Source organism: Mesorhizobium sp. B3-1-6, assembly GCF_006439555.1.
In the GTDB taxonomy this organism is placed as follows: domain Bacteria; phylum Pseudomonadota; class Alphaproteobacteria; order Rhizobiales; family Rhizobiaceae; genus Mesorhizobium.
Genome location: NZ_VFTM01000017.1, coordinates 46,779 through 63,176, shown reverse-complemented (window position 1 = coordinate 63,176; position 16,398 = coordinate 46,779). Strand labels below are relative to the sequence as shown.

Here is a 16,398-nt window from a genome sequence, read left to right as displayed (position 1 = left end):
TTCGCTCACATGTCCTGCGCGACGAAAGTATAAGGGCGCCTGTCGCCGCTTTACAGGCGGATGTGGTAGCGCTACCGTTTCACCGTCGCGTGACCCGGGGGGAGCTGGGGCAGACGTCGCCGACGCCAGTGGTGGATGCCTGCCGGCATCCGTTTCAACCACGCCTGATAGAAACGGCTCCCCGCGAGACCTCGCAGGGAACCATCGGGAGGAGTTCGATGGCGTCTGTCGCGATTGGCGATGTCTACAAATCGTTCGGGGCCACCGAAATCCTGCATGGGGTCAGAGTCGATATAGAAGACGGCGAGTTCGTCACGCTCGTCGGCCCATCGGGCTGCGGAAAATCGACGCTTCTGCGAATGATCGCCGGCCTGGAAAAAATCTCGCGCGGCCATATCTCGATCGGCAGCCGTATCGTCAACAACGTTGCGCCGAAAGAGCGCGACGTGGCCATGGTCTTCCAGAACTATGCGCTCTATCCGCACATGACGGTGGCCGAGAACATGGCCTTCTCGCTCATGCTGAAGGGTGTTCCGAAGGCTGAAAGCGATGCGGGGGTCAAGCGCGCGGCCGAGATCCTCGGGCTGATTCCTCTTCTGTCGCGCTATCCGCGCCAGCTTTCCGGCGGCCAGCGCCAGCGCGTCGCCATGGGCCGGGCGATCGTGCGCAATCCGCAGGTGTTCCTGTTCGACGAGCCGCTCAGCAATCTCGATGCAAAGCTCAGGGTTCAGATGCGCGCCGAGATCAAGGAACTGCACCAGCGGCTGAAGACGACGACGGTCTATGTCACGCACGACCAGATCGAGGCCATGACCATGGCCGACAAGATCGTGGTCATGCATGACGGCGTCGTCGAGCAGATCGGGCCGTCGCTGGACCTCTACGATCGGCCGAACAATCTGTTCGTCGCAAGCTTCATCGGCTCGCCGGCCATGAACCTTCTCAAGGGCACGTTCGCCAGCGACGGCGCGCCGTCCTTCCGGGGCGCGGGCGGCATTTCCGTGCCTTTGCCGAAACCACCCGCGATCCGCAACGGCGAGGCAATGATGCTCGGAGTGCGGCCCGAGCACCTGCGGCTCGCCGACGACGGCATTCCGGTCACGGTGGTGGTGATCGAGCCGACCGGTTCGGAAGTGCAGATCATCGGCCGGACGGCGGGCGGCGAGGACATCGTCGCCAATTTCCGCGAACGCCATTCCTTCACGCCGGGAGAAACCATCCGGCTGTCGGTCGAGCCTGGCCCCATCCATCTGTTCCACGGCGGAACGGGCCAGCGGATCGAAGCGGCGCGATAGACAACGCAACGAGGAAGCAAGCAGGAGGAAACGAGTATGAAGTTCACCAGACGCGATGTAATCCGCACGACCGCAGCCGCGGCGGCCGGAGCCCTGGGCAGCCGCTTCGCCGGCTCGAGCGCCTTCGCCCAGGAAGGCCTGACCTATAAGCCCGAGGAAGGTGCCAAGCTCAGGCTGCTGCGCTGGTCGCCCTTCGTGCAGGGCGACGAGGACCAGTGGCTGAAGAATACCAAGCGGTTCACCGAGGCGACGGGCGTGGAGGTGCGCGTCGACAAGGAAAGCTGGGAAGACATCCGTCCCAAAGCGGCGGTCGCCGCCAATGTCGGCTCCGGCCCCGACCTGATGTTCGTCTGGTTCGACGACCCGCACCAGTATCCCGACAAGCTGCTCGATGTGACGGAACTGGGTGATTATCTCGGCAAGAAGTATGGCGGCTGGTATGACGGCCCGAAACAATATGCGACGCGCGAGGGCAAGTTCATCGGCTTGCCGCTGGCCACCATCGGCAACGCCATCGTCTACCGCGAAAGCTGGGTCAAGGAGGCAGGCTTCTCCGAATTCCCCAAGGACACGGCCGGTTTCCTGGAGCTTTGCAAGGCGTTGAAGGCGAAAGGCCATCCCGCCGGCTTCACCCATGGCCACGGCGTTGGCGACGGCAACAATTACGCGCATTGGCTGCTGTGGAGCCACGGCGGCCAGATGGTCGACGAAGCCGGCAAGGTGACGATCAACAGTCCGGAGACGCTCAAGGCGATCGAATATGCGCAGGAACTTTACAAGACCTTCATCCCCGGCACCGAAAGCTGGCTTGACGTCAACAACAACCGCGCTTTCCTGGCTGGGGAAGTGAGCGTGATCGCCAACGGCATCTCGGCCTACAACACAGCAAAGATCAACAAGGACAATGACCCGAAGCTGGCTGAGATCGCCAAGGACATCCGCACTACCAACATGCCGATCGGGCCGGTCGGGAAATCGGTCGAGCTTTTCCAGGTGACCACGGCTGTCATCTTCAATTACACGCCCTATCCCAATGCTGCCAAAGCCTATCTGCAGTTCATGTTCGAGGATCCGCAAATGTCCGACTGGATCACTTCGTCGGCGGGCTATTGCTGCCAGACGCTGAAAGCGTTCGACAACAACCCGGTTTGGAAGGCCGACTCTAACAATGCGGCCTACGCGAAAGCCTCGGCGACGCTGCGCCCCAACGGCTATGCCGGGCCGCTCGGCTATGCATCCGCCGCGACAATGGCCGATTACGTGCTGGTGGACATGTTCGCCAAAGCGGTGACGGGCCAGGCGACGCCGCAGGAAGCAATGGAAGAGGCTGAAAAACGCGCCAACCGCTACTACCGCGTCTGATCGTGGCGTAGTTGAAGCAGGCTGACCGCGCTTTGCGGCCTACGCACGCCAAGCGCGGTCAGCCACAGTTCCACCCGCATAACAAGGAGCCCGCGCCATGGCCGTGCCGTCCGTTGCCGTTCAGCCGCGCCCGTCGATCCTGTCGCGGCTCGCCGAGAGCAGGAACGCTCTCGGCTTCGGCTTCATGCTGCCGGCGGCGGCGCTGCTCCTGGTCTTTCTCACCTATCCGCTCGGCCTCGGCGTCTGGCTCGGCTTCACTGACACACGCATCGGCCGACCGGGCATCTTCATCGGCATCGAGAACTACGAATATCTGTGGAGTGACAGCGTGTTCTGGCTGTCGGTCTTCAACACGCTGCTCTACACGGTCAGCGCCTCGATCCTGAAATTCGTGCTCGGACTGTGGCTGGCTCTCATCCTCAATGAGAAGCTGCCTTTCAAGTCGTTCTTTCGCGCCGTAGTGCTGCTGCCCTGGGTGGTGCCGACCGTGCTGTCGGCCATCGCCTTCTGGTGGATCTACGACTCGCAGTTTTCGATCCTGTCCTGGGCGTTGCAACAGATGGGCCTGATTGACCACCGCATCAATTTTCTCGGTGATCCGACCAATGCGCGCGCCTCGGTCATCGCTGCCAATGTGTGGCGAGGCATTCCCTTTGTCGCCATCACGCTGCTTGCCGGACTGCAGACCATTCCGCAATCGCTCTACGAGGCTGCTACGCTCGACGGCGCCAGCCGCTGGCAGCTGTTCCGCTACGTGACCCTGCCGTTGCTGACGCCGATCATAGCCATCACGATGACGTTTTCGGTGCTGTTCACCTTCACCGATTTCCAGCTGATCTATGTGCTGACCCGCGGCGGCCCGGTGAACGCCACGCATCTGATGGCGACATTGTCCTTCCAGCGCGGTATTGCGGGGGGCCAACTGGGCGAAGGCGCGGCAATCGCGGTCGCCATGATTCCTTTCCTGCTGGCGGCGATCCTGTTCAGCTATTTCGGCCTCCAACGGCGCAGATGGCAGCAAGGCGGCGGGGACTGATATGGCCGCAATCAAGGAAATCGAGCGCCTGGAGACCGACGAAGGCGGCATGGGCTACCTGCAAAGCCTTCCGCGGCGGGTGGTGACGGTCTATCTGCCGCTGCTGGTGTTTCTGATCGTGCTCCTGTTTCCGTTCTACTGGATGACGATCACTGCGGTTAAGCCCAATATCGAGATGACCGACTATGTGAACTACAATCCGTTCTGGGTCGTGCATCCGACGCTGGAGCACATTCGCTATTTGCTCTTCGAGACCTCCTACCCAGGCTGGTTGCTCAACACCATCATCATTTCGACCGCCGCAACTTTCCTGTCGCTGGCGGCTGCCGTGCTTGCCGCCTATGCGATCGAGCGGCTGAGGTTTTCGGGGGCGCGGCAAGTTGGCCTCGCCGTCTTCCTCGCTTATCTCGTGCCGCCTTCTATCCTGTTCATCCCGCTATCGGTGATGGTGTTCAACCTCGGTCTATACGACACACCATTCGCGCTGATCCTCACCTATCCGACCTTCCTCATCCCGTTCTGCACCTGGCTTCTGATGGGCTACTTCCGCTCTATCCCCTTCGAGTTGGAGGAATGCGCGCTCATCGATGGCGCGAGCCGCTGGCAGATCCTCACCAAGATCGTGCTGCCGCTGTCGGTGCCCGGCCTGATCTCGGCCGGCATCTTCGCCTTCACCTTGTCCTGGAATGAGTTCATCTATGCGCTGACCTTCATCCAGTCTTCGGAGAAGAAGACGGTGCCGGTCGGCGTGCTCACCGAACTCGTTCGCTCCGACGTCTATGAATGGGGCGCGCTTATGGCCGGCGCGCTGATCGGCTCGCTGCCGGTGGTGGTGCTCTATTCCTTCTTCGTCGAGCACTATGTTTCATCGATGACGGGCGCGGTGAAGGAGTAGCAGCGGGGCTGCTCTAAAAACTGATCTCCACCGCCGCGGCACTTCGCTTGGCCTCGCCGTGGAACACCGCCTCGACGTTGTTGCCGTCGGGGTCGAGCAGGAAGCAGGCGTAGTAGCCGGGATGGTAGTGGCGTTCGCCCGGCGCGCCATTGTCCTTGCCGCCGGCGGCGAGCCCCGCCTGGTAGAAAGCGTCGACCATGGCGCGGTCCTTGGCCTGGAAAGCGAAATGGTGGCGGCCGGTGAGCGCGCCGCGTGACGCGCGGCTGTCGATGCCGGAAATGAATAGCTCGTCCACCCAGAAGTAATCCTCGGCTTCGCCGCCAATCGGGATGCCCAGCACCTCAAGCACCGCGCCATAGAAATGCCGGCTGGCCTCAAGGTCGCGCACCACCAGGTGCAGATGGTCGATGAGCCGGCCGCGATAGAGTTCCATGGGTGACGCCTCCTTCTGAATGCTGCGGCTCAATCTAGAAGCGCCTGCTGTGCGGTCAACGCGGGGGTCTGCAGGCTGCTGACAGTTGGAGACGCTGGCGGGACAGCGTCCTGCCGGACATCTCCCGCACGAGGGGAGAGATAGCATTTTCCTGCATTTGCGAGCGGACTTGTCCCAAGCAAGTGCTTGGAAAATGCCAGAGAGGGGATTTCGCAGAGCGATGACTTTCCTCGTCGGCGCCTTCCACTCTCTTGGGCGCCAAAAATCCGGATAAAAAATGCAACCAGATTGTAGGATCGGCTCCCGCCCTGGCGTCCTTCGGACGCAAACGGCCCGGTGGACTGGAAAAACCGTGCCGCATCAAACAGGATGCCTTTCGGCATGGGAGCAGAACCATGAACCATTCCTATCGTTGGGTCATCGTCGCGGCGGGCGCGCTGATGACCTGCGTGGCGCTCGGCGCCATGTTTTCGCTGGCGATCTTTCTGGAGCCGATGTCGCTCGACACGAACTGGTCGCGCACCGGCATTTCCAGCGCCATGACCTTGAATTTCCTGGTGATGGGCCTCGGCGGCTTCGCCTGGGGCGCGATCTATGACCGGGTCGGCGCGCGGCCCGTGGTGCTTGCGGGCGCGGTGCTGCTCGGCCTGTCGCTGGTGGTGGCGAGCCGCGCCAATTCGCTGTTGGTCTTCCAGCTCAGCTATGGCGTGATCGTAGGCCTTGCGGCCAGCGCCTTCTTCGCGCCGATGATCGCGCTCACCACCGCCTGGTTCGACACCAACCGCAGCCTGGCCGTCTCGCTGGTCTCGGCCGGCATGGGCGTCGCGCCGATGACCATCTCGCCCTTCGCGCGCTGGCTGATCACGGCCTATGATTGGCGCACCGCCATGTTCGACATCGGCGTCATGGCCTGGGTGCTGCTCTTGCCCGCCGTCTTCCTGGTGCGCCAACCCGCGGCGGCAATCACTACCGCCGATGGGACGCCGGCGCCCGCCGCCGACGATCCCGGCATGAGCGTCGGCCAGGCGCTGCGCTCGCCGCAATTCATCGTGCTGGGCTTGACCTTCTTTGCCTGCTGCGCAGCGCATTCGGGCCCGATCTTCCACATGGTGAGCTATGCCATGTCCTGTGGCGTGGCGCCGATGGCGGCCGTATCGATCTACAGCGTCGAGGGGCTCGCCGGCCTTGGCGGGCGCATTCTCTATGGCATGCTCGGCGACCGGCTGGGCGTGAAGCCGGTGCTGGTCGCCGGGCTCGCCATCCAGGGGCTGGTGATCGCCGCTTATCTCACCGTCGGCCAGCTCGACCAGTTCTACCTTCTGGCCGTCATCTTCGGCGCCACCTATGGCGGCGTGATGCCGCTTTACGCTGTGCTGGCGCGCGAATATTTCGGCCTGCGCATCATTGGCACGATCCTCGGCGCGGCCACGATGCTCTCCAGCCTCGGCATGTCGCTGGGGCCGCTGGCCGGCGGCATGATCTACGATGCCACCGCCAGCTATCACTGGCTGTTCATCGGCTCGGCGCTGATCGGGCTGGGCGCGGCCGGCATCGCCATCGCCTTCCCGCCGCAGCCCAGCCGGCAGAAGCTGCAGATGGCGTGAGGAAACTGCTGATCTCCCGCTTTGTGGGAGATTGGCGGCTCCACCGGCTCGAAATCCGTTGCCGGACGCCGGTGAGTGTGAAACGCTCCATAAAAGCCGCGATCGATGAGCGCCGGCCGACGAATATCCAGTGGGTGTCGGCGCGATCGTGGTCCGGAGAGCATCGCAGTGAGCGCAAGCGTGGAAGCCGACGACGCCAGGGGGTGGTCCAACCTGCTGATCGCGGCGGAGAAGGGCGACACCGAAGCCGTTCGGGCGGAACTCGCGGCAGGCGCCGACATCAACCAGGCCGACGAAGACGGCTGGTCGGCGCTGCATCTTGCCGCCCATAATGCCCGCATCGCGGCGCTCATGGCGCTGATCGCGGATCCGGCAATCGACGTCAATTCCAGGAACAAATGGAAGAGCACGCCCTTGAGCCTGGCGGCGGCCAAGGGCCACTACGCCTGCATCCAGGCGCTGGCGGCCCATCCCCGTATCGATATCGATGCCCGTGCCGACTATTACGGCAGGACGGCGCTCATCGAAGCGGCAAGGAACGGACATCTCGATGCCGTCAAGCTGCTGGTCGAGCACGGCGCGGACGTCAATGCGGCCGACAAGACTGGACGCAACAGCGCCCTCATCGAAGCCATCAAGGGGCGGCACTTTGCGGTCGCTGACTATCTGCTCGAGTCCAGGAAGGTAAACTTCCTCAACAAGGACATGCGGCTCAACGCCCTGATCTGGGCCGGCAGCACCCGCAACGGCGAGCTCATCGAGAAACTGGAAGCGGCGATCCACGCGTTCTTCGAAGGCAAGTGAGGACAAGGCGACGCCGAGGGAGCGGGTAATCCCCTCCCTGCGGGGGAGATCGGCCAATCACCCTGCCCCAGTCCCCGTGCGTACGGCCTCGCGGTCGCTCTCGTCGCGTTTCACCCGCTCGTCGGAGATCAGCACCACCGGGCATGGGCCGCGGCGCAGGACGGCCGTCGTCGTCTCGCCAAAAATCAGCTCCTCGCCCTGGCGCCGCGCCACGCCCATGACGATCAACGCCACGCTGCGGCCGGCCTGGCGGGCGATGGCATCGGCGGCGGCGGCCCGCGAGCGGATGGCCGTCTCGATCTCGACGCCGTAGCGGTCGGCAAGGGCCACGATGTCCTTCAACACCGCTTCTCGGCGGCGATGCGAGACCGTGTCGCGCGGCTCGTCGCGGCCGACCCTGGCGACATAGAGCATCTTGACCGGCGCGCCGGTGACGGCGGCGATGGCCAAAGCCAGTTCGGCGCCTCGGCGCGCAACCGCCGTGCCGTTGACCGGCACCAGTATCTTGCCGGATCCCGGGCCGAGCCGAGGCATCTGGCGGCCAGCGGCCGCCGGCTTCAACACCAGGCAGAGCGGCCCGTCAAATGCGCCGGCGACTTCATTCAGCCGATGCGAGAAGCCGCCCTTGGGGGTGACCGCCCGGCCGAGGCCGACGAGCAGCATGCCGTAGCCCTTGCGCGCCTCCTTGGCGACCGCCTCGGCCGAAAGCACCTCGTGCTGGCGGCGGGTGACCGGCGCTTCGCGCGCCGGCGTCTCGTCGCCCTTTTTCGCCGCCTCGCGGCTGTCCTCCGCACCCTTCTCGATCTCCTCCAGATGCAGCCCCTCGGTCGGCTCGGCGTCGATCTCGCCGCTGGAATGCAGCACCGTCGTCGGCTTGCCGGCGCCGATGACGCCGGCAAGATAGGCGGCGAAGCGGCCGACGACGCCCTCGTCGACCACCACCAGAAGCCGCTCCAGACCGGCGACGAATCCGCGCTGGTCGACCTCCTCGCGCTCCAGCCGCTTCTTTTCCTTCTCGCCGATCGGCAGGCGGCGCAACGCCCAGCGCAAGGTCGGCGGCATGATCAAAGTGGTGATGACGGCCATGGTGACGATCATGGTGAAGAGGTTATGCGAAAGTACGCCCATCGACAGGCCGATCGAAGCGACGATGACCTCCGTGGAACCTCGCGCATTCATGCCGCAGCCGACAGCGATGCCTTCGGCGCGGCTCATGCCGGCGACTTCCGCGCCAATGAAGGCGCCGCCGAACTTGCCGATCGAGGCGATCACCACCAGCGCCACGGTGAGTAGCGCGAGCTGCGGATCGATAAGCACGGTGAGATCGGCCGACAGGCCGGCGACGCCGAAGAAGACCGGCATGAACAGCGCGGTGATGATGCCGCGCAACTGCCCTTCGATGTGGCGCGACAAGATGGGCGACTCGCCCACCAAAATGCCGGCGACGAAGGCGCCGAGCACGGTGTGCACGCCGATCAGGTCGGTGATCAAAGCCATGGCGCCCATGATGGCGAGGATGACGGTGACGACCGCGTATTCCGAGCGGAAAGTATCGTTTGTCCAGCGGATGGCGTCGAAGACGATGCGGCGCCCTAGCGTGAAGGAAAACGCCATGAAGGCGGCGACGCCGGCGATGGTGAAGGCCAGGCTGCCGATCTCGATGCGCCCCTTGGTGGCGATGCCGATGGTGATGGCGATGATCACCCAGCCGATCGTGTCCTCGATGATGGCCGAGGAGACGATGATCTGGCCGAGGTCGCGGCGCATGAAGTTCATGTCGCGCACCACCATGGCGACGATCTTGACCGAGGAGATGGAGAGCGCGGTGCCGAGGAACAGCCCGGCGACGATGCGCTCGCTGCCGGCGGCAAGCAGCGTGGCCGGCATGAACTGGGCGGCGACGAAGCCGAGCGCGAAAGGCATGGCCACGCCCGCGGCCGAGATGGAAAAGCAGGCGCGGCCGACGCGGCGCACCAACCTCAAATCGGTCTCCATGCCGGTGAGCAGGAGCAGCATCAAGACGCCGAGTTGGGCGATGGCGTTGATCATCGATTTCTGCGAAGGGTCGCCGGCGAAGATCAGCCGCTCGGCCGCAGGCCAGGCCCAGCCGAGCAGCGAGGGCCCGAGCAGGATGCCACCGATCAGCTGTCCCATCACCGCCGGCTGGCCCAGTATTTCCAGCACCTCGCCGATGCCCCGGCCGACGACAAGCAGCAGGATCAGCTCGGCGACGAAAATGCCTTCCGAGGACATGCCTGTCTTCTCGGCGGCGAAGGCGACGGCGGGGATCAGGGCGAGCGCCGCAGCACCAAGCGCGATCGACCAACGCCGATTGAGTATTTTGGACAAGCTGTCTCCCCTCGATTTCGCGTCATAACGGTTTGGCCGGTGCTTCGGTTGCAGGGCGTCGAAGCTGCCAATCTCGCCCACAAGGGGGCGATCAGCAGTTCCAGCGCCGCATCCCTTACAATTCTATTCAAATGCCGCCGCCGATCTTTGCTTCCCCGTAAAGCGACTCGGCGATGGTCGCGCCGTGGCGGGCAATAAGGAGAAGCTAATGAAAAGCGACTTTGCCGCCGCCCACCTGCACCTCGACCGGGCCTGCCATTACCTGCGTGGCGACGATGAAACGAGCCGCGCGGCGCTTGCGGCGCTCGACCTTGTGATCGAGGCGGTGGCGGCAGCCCAGCATGCCAGGCCGGTAGCCGATGTGCTGCCCTTTCCGCGGCGCGCGAATGGTGGTCTTCCCCCGCTTGCATCTGACTTATCCGCCTGAAAAGGCGGGAACATTCTGGCCGGCCGCACGTTATGAGGATTGGGTGTGGCCGGCCGATCTCGGGGCGGCCGGCCATGGCGGCGGGAGGCGCATGGCAGAGGGATGTCCCAGACAAGGGCCGCAAAACCAACCGACGCGGCTTGGCCGACAGAAGCGGCCGCGCCAGCAAAATCAACCGAAGCGGCCGCGCCGCCGCGCGCTTCCGATACGCTGGCGCTGAAGCTTAGTTCTCCCGAATTCACCACGACGCTGTCGCATTTCCATCGCGCCGAGATCGCGCGCATGGCCGGCTGGCGCGACCGGCTCGACCGCACCAGCAACTGGGCGATCACCGTGGTGGCGGCGATGCTGTCGGTGTCGCTGTCGACGCCCTCCGCGCATCACGGCGTGCTTTTGTTCGCCATGCTTTTGATCACGCTGCTTTTGTGGATCGAGGCGCGGCGCTACCGCTTCTTCGACGTCTACCGCGCCCGCGTGCGGCAGTTCGAGCGCTATTACTTCGCGCAGATCTTTTCGCCGCAGCCCGACTATGCCTCCAACTGGCTGGCCATCCTCGGCGAAGGCCTGCGCTCGCCGCGTTTCCTGATCTCGCAGCGCGCGGCGCTGATCCGCCGGCTGCGCCGCAACTACATCTTCATGTACACGATCCTGCTGCTTGCCTGGATCCTGAAGATCACCACGCCGAGCCTGTCGCGCGAAGGCTCTCCGATCGGCTTCGGTGCCTCGCTCGTCGACACGTTCCGGGTAGCGACACTGGGCCCCATCCCTGGCGTCGTCGTCGTGTGCGGGGTGGCCGCCTGCTATCTCGCGCTGCTTGCCGCCGCATTCCTGGTCCGCGCCGATGACGGCGAGCTGTCCTTCGGCGACGTGCATGTGTGAAACAGCGGCGCCAAGGACTTCAGCCATGCTTGCTGGAGCGTGCCGCGCGATCACAATCCCGGCGGCCTGACAAAGCCGTCGGTCAGGCGCGACAGCGCCTTGGCGGCCGCCAGCAGCTTCATGTCCGAATGGCGGCGGCCGACGAGCTGGGCGCCGATCGGCAGGCCTTCTCGGTCGAGGCCGATCGGAATGACGACGGCCGGATGACCTGTCAGGTTGAAGCGACAGGCGTGGCTGAGCGCGCTCCAATAGGGCGTCTCGACACCATCGACCGGAATCGGCATTCCCATCTCCCGGTGGCGAAAAGCAGTGCACATCATCGCCGGACAGACGAGCACGTCCCAATCGCCGAACAAGCGCTCCCATGCGTAGATGAATTCGTCCCTCTGATTGAGCGCCTCGAGATAGGTCGACAGCGTGGGGGAGTTTTCCAGCGGCGGCTGGAAGGCCTGCGAATACCAGGTGATGAAGTCCGAAAACAGCGCCCGCTCGGCGGCGAAATCATGTGACGGCAGGGCCTGACCGACCCGTGCGCCGCTGGCGTCGATCGCGCTGGCAAGACCGGCAATCGCATCGGCGATATCGCGAGCGGTCGGCACGCCGGGGAATTCCGGCGCGAAGGCTATGCGCAGCCGGTCGAGCGGCGGCTCCGGCTCCTCGTCCGTCGCCACCGGCGGCACTTCGGTGTCGAGGCCGTCGGCGCCGGCGATAACGCGGTGGGCAAGGATGAGGTCGTCGACGCCACGTGCAAGGGGCCCTATGTCGAACAGCAATCGGAAGCTGCGCGGTATGTCGGGGGGATCTGCATAGCTGCCGGTGATCGGCACAGTTGCCTGCGTCGGCTTGAAGCCATAGACGCCGCACAGATGCGCCGGTACGCGGATCGAGCCGCCGGCGTCGCTGCCGATCTCCAGCGGAGCGAGCCCCGCGGCTACCGCTGCCGCCGCGCCGCCACTGGAACCACCCGGCGTGCACGTGACATCCCAGGGGTTGCCCGTGCGGCCGAAGATCGGGTTAACGGTCTGCAGGTCGCGCAGTCTCGGCGGCACATTAGTCTTGCCGATGATGATGGCGCCGGCCTTGCGCAGGCGCGCGGCAATGGTGCTGTCAACCGTCGGTACATGGTCGGTCCAGGCCCTCAGGCCGATCGTGGTGCGCATGCCGGCGGTGGCGTGGCCGTCCTTTAGCGTAATCGGCACGCCGTGCAGCGGCCCGACGGCCTTGCCGCGCGCAATGGCTTCGTCGGCTGCCCTGGCGCCGTCGCGCGCGGCCTTCTCGTCGAGGGTGATAATGGCATTGAGGAGCGGATTGACGGCGGCGATCCGCTCCAGCTGCGCCTCCATCGCCTCGCTTGCGCTCACACTCCGCTCGCGGATCGCCGCCGCCAGTTGGGTGGCGGTCAGGAAGGTGGTGTCGGTGGCAAGAGTGGCGGTCATGTGCATGTTCTCCCTGTGTTTGGGGGAGTAAGGCAGCAGGAAGCGATAGCCTGCAGATTTCCCTGCTGCCCCAGTCCCTCAACCCCTTACCGTCTCACTGCCCGCCCATCTCCTTCTTGAACTGCTCGAAGTCGACCTGCATGCCGTTGAAGATGGTGCTCCAGTGGCGGGTCAGAGCCGCCATGGCGACGGCTTCCTGGATCTCCTCGTCGGTGGCGCCGGCGCGCTTGGCGTCCTGCGTGTCCGACCAGATGCAGTAGCTGCAGGGAATCTGCGCCGCGACCGCCAGCGAGATCAGCGACTTGACCTTCGGCGGCAGCGCCGTCTTGTCGCTGAGCTCGATGGCCTTGACCTCGGCCCATGCGCCGGGCAGACCGGCCTTGGGAAACTGTTTGATGAAGCTCGGCACGCCGCCCATCGTCGACTGGATGTCCTTCAGCGTCGCATCGTAATCGTCGGCATTGGCAAGCAACGGCGTCGCGAGCATGGCAAGCGAGCCCAGAACGACGGCGCGGCTCAATCTGACTGCGAGAAAGGCAAACATCGGAATTCCTCCTTGCTGTGGTTGACGCGCCGGCAATCGGCCGCGTGACCTAGACAGGATGATGGGGCGGATCGAAAAGTTCGCTGGGCCGGCGAACTTCACGAAGATGTCATTCCTCGAGGCGCGGCGGCCGTTCGCAGGTGTGGACGCGCATCATGCGCACCTGGCGCTCGCCGTGGATCAAAACGATGGCGAAGCTTGGCGGGCAATGGAACGGGTTCTCGGGTGGGTTGACGAAATCGCCCTCGAGCACAGTGACGTTGGCGCTGACCAGCGCCCGCACCGGCTCATGGCGAACCCCGGCGCCGACATCCTCGTCGATGGCCTCGCCAAACAGATGGCGCCCAATGCCGCGCGGCCCGCCGGCGAAGGCGATGTCGAGCTCCTCGGCATAGTGGGAAAGCACACGCTCCTTGCCGCCGCGCTGCAGCGAGCGGTATTCCTCGGTGTAGAAAGCCAGCCGCTCCGCCACCAGCTTCTGATGCTCCCTGTCGGGCAGGCCGGCCGATGCAAGCAACAGCTCCGAAAGCCTGATCTTGGCGTCAGCCAGCCGGCTGCGCACGGTGCCCACCGGCACGCCCAGAACGGTCGATATCTCCTCGTAGCCCGGCGAGCTGCCGAAATAGCGCAGCATCACGGTAGCGCGTTGCATTTCCGGCAGATGCGCCAGCGCAGCCCACACCCAGTCGCGCAGGTCGCGGCTTTCGATGCGGCTCTCGATGCGTTCCTCGTCGGCAAGCTCGCGGAATGCGCGCTCGGTTTCGGCGGGTCCGGCACAGGGCCGGCGCCGTCGCAGCGCCATCAGGCAATGGTTCCTGAGAATCGAATGCAGCCAGCCGCCGACGGCGGCGGGATCGCGAAGGCCGTCCAGCCGGACGAGCGCGGTGAGGAACGTGTCGTGGACCGCGTCCTCGGCATCGCCGGTGTAGCCCAGCATCGACAGGGCCATGGCATGGAGTTGCGGACGGTAGCGCTCGAACAACAGGCCGAAACCGTTCGCCTCGCCGAAGCGCGCAGCCATCACCAGCGCCGCATCGGGCTGGCCTCGACCGCGATCAAAACTGGCTTGCCCCATGGCCTGATCCCCTTTCCTGATCATATCACAAGGGACAGGATGCGATGAGCGACCGGAAAGTTCGGATGCCTGTATTCATCGACCCGAACTCGTCTAATTCAGCGACAGCGCCGTCCGAAACTCCTGGGTCGAGTTGCGGCTGGGATAGGGTTCGTCCGGCACGGGAATGCCTAGATGGGCGCAAAGCGGCACCCAGCCGTCGCCGAGCTTGTGGACCAGCAGACGTTCGGCCGGCACGGTGTTCAGCACCGCCTCGACATTGTCCCGATAGATCGCGATCGCGTGGGCGCGATCATGCGGGCGGCCGTCAAAAATCTGTTTCGAAACGAGCGAGACGCCGAGCGAGTCCTGGTCCGTGCTGCCGGCGATGGCGGGCAGCAGCGTCTTTTCGAAACTCTCCCACCAGCTTTCGGGCGAGCGCCAGGTTAGGATGACGCGCGCCTGGGGATAGATTTCGATCAGCTCGCGCCAGTAATGCGCCGAGGGCCAGTCGACGCAGGATTTATAACCGGCAAAGAGCCTATCCCAGTCGGGCGCGGCGCCCTTGGCCAGCGCCCGCCAGAGCGCCTTCTGCTCCTCATGCGCCATCACCTCCGACATATGATGGCAAGGGCCGAAACCCAGCATGGTAAGCGCCTCGCGCATCGAATCCGTCCCGGTCCGGCCAAAGCCGGTTCCAATCACCTTGAGCGACATTTCCCCTCCTCCACTTCTCCACGTCTTCCAGCGGCTACGATCAATCTCCCTGGACCACGAGCCGCAGGCGGTTGCCTTCCGGATCGGCGGTCGAGATAACGCGACCGTCCCTTTTCACCGGTATGTCGGCCGCTTCGAGCCTGCGCTCCACGGCGGCGAGCTCCTGCGCCGAGCCAAGCTCGATGGTGAAATGGTCGAGGCCGGCTGCACCCGGCGGCGGCTCGCGCAGCTCGTCGCGCGCCCAGATGTTGAAGGCCACCATATGGGCGCGGCGCTCCGTGCCGCAGTCGAACATGCCGAAGGTCCGGGACTGGATATGCGGCCGGAAGCCGAGCACGCCGAGATAGAATTTCATCAGCATCTCGGGCGCGCGGGCGCGCAAATGGATGTGGCCGATAAAGGCATCCTGCGCCATCCTCGGCTCGATATGGCCGGAGTTGCCGAGGTCGCGCAGCAGGCCCGACACGTCCAGCGGCTCGAGCCCCGAATGCGCGCTGCCGTCGGTGGCAATCAGCGTCACGCGGCCGTTGGGCGACATTTCGCGGCGCAGCAAGCGCTCCGGCGTGTCGAAGCAGATCTCGATGCCGTTGCCGGAGGGATCGGAGACATAGAGGGATTCCGAAATCAGGTGATCCTGGGCGCTGGACCGTAAGCCAGATGCCTTGAGGCGGGCGGCTGTATGCGCGAGATCGCGGCGGCTGGTGATATGGATGGCGACGTGAAAGAGATCGCGCGACTTCTGCGGCAGCGGTGCCTCCGCGCCGGCATGGAGCACAATCAGCGTCCGGCCGCCGGCGCCAAGCTTCGCCATGGTGGCGTCCTGGCCAAGCAGCGCCAACCCGAGCGCGTCGCGCCAGACATTCAAGGCCGCCGGCATGTCGGTCACCCTGAGATGGACCGGCCCGAGCCGGGTCACTGGAGACAGCAATCCTTCATCCATCGTCGTCTGTCCGATTGCGGCCAATGACATATTAGTTGTGAATGAAAAGTCTGTCGCGCTCCAAGTTCGGGTTGACCCCTTCCCGGCGGGCAGCGACTATTGCAACGGCCGGTTTTCTGGAATTGGTTCAGCAGGAGGAGATCGCATGGACGAGACCGAACAGTGGCGCAACATGGCGAGCGCGCCGCGGGACGGCAGCCGCATCCTGGTGACGGTGCGCTCCTCGGAGCAAGGACCGGCCGAGGTCGACATGGCCTACTGGTCGCGCGCCGACCAGTTCGGCGAGGAAGGTTGGCGGGCGTCCGACTCCTCGCCCGGCCGCGTCGTCGAATATGCCGAGCCGGAACTCAGATGCTGGATGCCGCTGCCGACCGCCGGACGCGGGTCGATGCCGAGCCCATGGGAGGGCGAGGACGTGCCGCTGGTGGACGGAGACGGGATTTAGGGTGAAGCCCGCCGTGGATCGGAAGGCAGGCTTTCAAAGCCGAAACGAGGCGGGTCCTCGCCCGGCACGCCGGCGAGAGAGCGCTGCGCGGGCCGACGCCGCCAAGGCAAGAAGCCGGCTCACAAGCATTGGCAGACTTATTCTGGGAGCGCCGGGAAACCGTTGAGCTAGCTGCCGC

16 protein-coding genes are annotated in these 16,398 nt (G+C 64.7%); 9 read left to right on the top strand and 7 right to left on the bottom strand.

From position 1 onward, the window contains the following. Window positions 1–218 precede the first annotated feature (218 nt). The 4 genes from ugpC (at window position 219) to FJ414_RS16645 (ending at window position 4,588) form a co-directional block, all read left to right on the top strand. Window positions 219–1,295, top strand: coding sequence for a sn-glycerol-3-phosphate ABC transporter ATP-binding protein UgpC (gene ugpC / locus FJ414_RS16660; RefSeq protein ID WP_140645456.1), 1,077 nt, complete (start codon window positions 219–221; stop codon window positions 1,293–1,295). Window positions 1,296–1,331: 36 nt separating this feature from the next. Then, window positions 1,332–2,657 carry an ABC transporter substrate-binding protein gene (locus tag FJ414_RS16655; protein WP_140645455.1) on the top strand — a complete coding sequence of 442 codons (1,326 nt, stop codon included), beginning with the start codon at window positions 1,332–1,334 and terminating at the stop codon, window positions 2,655–2,657. Between the two features lie 97 nt (window positions 2,658–2,754). Then, a complete protein-coding gene (locus FJ414_RS16650; protein ID WP_140645454.1) occupies window positions 2,755–3,693 on the top strand; it encodes a sugar ABC transporter permease in 939 nt (312 codons plus the stop codon). Between the two features lies 1 nt (window position 3,694). After that, window positions 3,695–4,588: a carbohydrate ABC transporter permease gene (locus FJ414_RS16645; protein ID WP_140645453.1), complete on the top strand. Its 894-nt coding sequence runs from the start codon at window positions 3,695–3,697 to the stop codon at window positions 4,586–4,588. 13 nt (window positions 4,589–4,601) lie between these two features. Here FJ414_RS16645 and FJ414_RS16640 read toward each other — a convergent pair whose 3' ends face one another. Continuing rightward, the gene (locus FJ414_RS16640) at window positions 4,602–5,021 is read right to left on the bottom strand and encodes a VOC family protein (protein ID WP_140645452.1); all 420 of its coding nucleotides are present in this window, start codon (window positions 5,019–5,021) and stop codon (window positions 4,602–4,604) included. Window positions 5,022–5,416: 395 nt separating this feature from the next. Between FJ414_RS16640 and FJ414_RS16635 the strand changes: the two genes are divergently transcribed. Both FJ414_RS16635 and FJ414_RS16630 read left to right on the top strand, forming a co-directional pair. Then, complete coding sequence (locus tag FJ414_RS16635; protein ID WP_140645451.1) at window positions 5,417–6,625, top strand: MFS transporter; 1,209 nt, start codon at window positions 5,417–5,419, stop codon at window positions 6,623–6,625. A gap of 168 nt (window positions 6,626–6,793) precedes the next feature. Next, window positions 6,794–7,429, top strand: coding sequence for an ankyrin repeat domain-containing protein (locus FJ414_RS16630; RefSeq protein ID WP_140645450.1), 636 nt, complete (start codon window positions 6,794–6,796; stop codon window positions 7,427–7,429). A 57-nt stretch (window positions 7,430–7,486) separates the two neighbouring features. Here FJ414_RS16630 and FJ414_RS16625 read toward each other — a convergent pair whose 3' ends face one another. Continuing rightward, window positions 7,487–9,682 (bottom strand): cation:proton antiporter, encoded by a 2,196-nt coding sequence (locus FJ414_RS16625; protein WP_246672422.1) that lies wholly within the window; start codon window positions 9,680–9,682, stop codon window positions 7,487–7,489. Window positions 9,683–9,986: 304 nt separating this feature from the next. On the opposite strand from FJ414_RS16625, the gene FJ414_RS16620 reads away from it, so the two are divergent. Next, a complete protein-coding gene (locus FJ414_RS16620; protein ID WP_140645448.1) occupies window positions 9,987–10,205 on the top strand; it encodes a hypothetical protein in 219 nt (72 codons plus the stop codon). A 102-nt stretch (window positions 10,206–10,307) separates the two neighbouring features. Then, window positions 10,308–11,084, top strand: coding sequence for a DUF2270 domain-containing protein (locus FJ414_RS16615; RefSeq protein WP_140645447.1), 777 nt, complete (start codon window positions 10,308–10,310; stop codon window positions 11,082–11,084). Between the two features lie 50 nt (window positions 11,085–11,134). Here FJ414_RS16615 and FJ414_RS16610 read toward each other — a convergent pair whose 3' ends face one another. The 5 genes from FJ414_RS16610 to FJ414_RS16590 all read right to left on the bottom strand — a co-directional run bounded on the left by FJ414_RS16610 (window position 11,135) and on the right by FJ414_RS16590 (window position 15,775). Next, window positions 11,135–12,520: an amidase family protein gene (locus FJ414_RS16610; protein ID WP_140645446.1), complete on the bottom strand. Its 1,386-nt coding sequence runs from the start codon at window positions 12,518–12,520 to the stop codon at window positions 11,135–11,137. A 94-nt stretch (window positions 12,521–12,614) separates the two neighbouring features. Next, window positions 12,615–13,064: a carboxymuconolactone decarboxylase family protein gene (locus tag FJ414_RS16605; protein ID WP_246672417.1), complete on the bottom strand. Its 450-nt coding sequence runs from the start codon at window positions 13,062–13,064 to the stop codon at window positions 12,615–12,617. A 109-nt stretch (window positions 13,065–13,173) separates the two neighbouring features. Further along, window positions 13,174–14,139 carry a sigma-70 family RNA polymerase sigma factor gene (locus FJ414_RS16600; RefSeq protein WP_140645445.1) on the bottom strand — a complete coding sequence of 322 codons (966 nt, stop codon included), beginning with the start codon at window positions 14,137–14,139 and terminating at the stop codon, window positions 13,174–13,176. Between the two features lie 93 nt (window positions 14,140–14,232). Then, window positions 14,233–14,835, bottom strand: a complete 603-nt coding sequence (locus FJ414_RS16595; protein WP_140645444.1) for a sulfotransferase family protein — start codon at window positions 14,833–14,835, stop codon at window positions 14,233–14,235. A gap of 40 nt (window positions 14,836–14,875) precedes the next feature. Next, entirely contained in the window at window positions 14,876–15,775 is a 900-nt protein-coding gene (locus FJ414_RS16590; protein ID WP_140645443.1) for a VOC family protein, read from the bottom strand. Between the two features lie 145 nt (window positions 15,776–15,920). On the opposite strand from FJ414_RS16590, the gene FJ414_RS16585 reads away from it, so the two are divergent. Next, entirely contained in the window at window positions 15,921–16,220 is a 300-nt protein-coding gene (locus FJ414_RS16585) for a hypothetical protein (protein ID WP_140645442.1), read from the top strand. The last annotated feature ends 178 nt before the right edge of the window (window positions 16,221–16,398 follow it).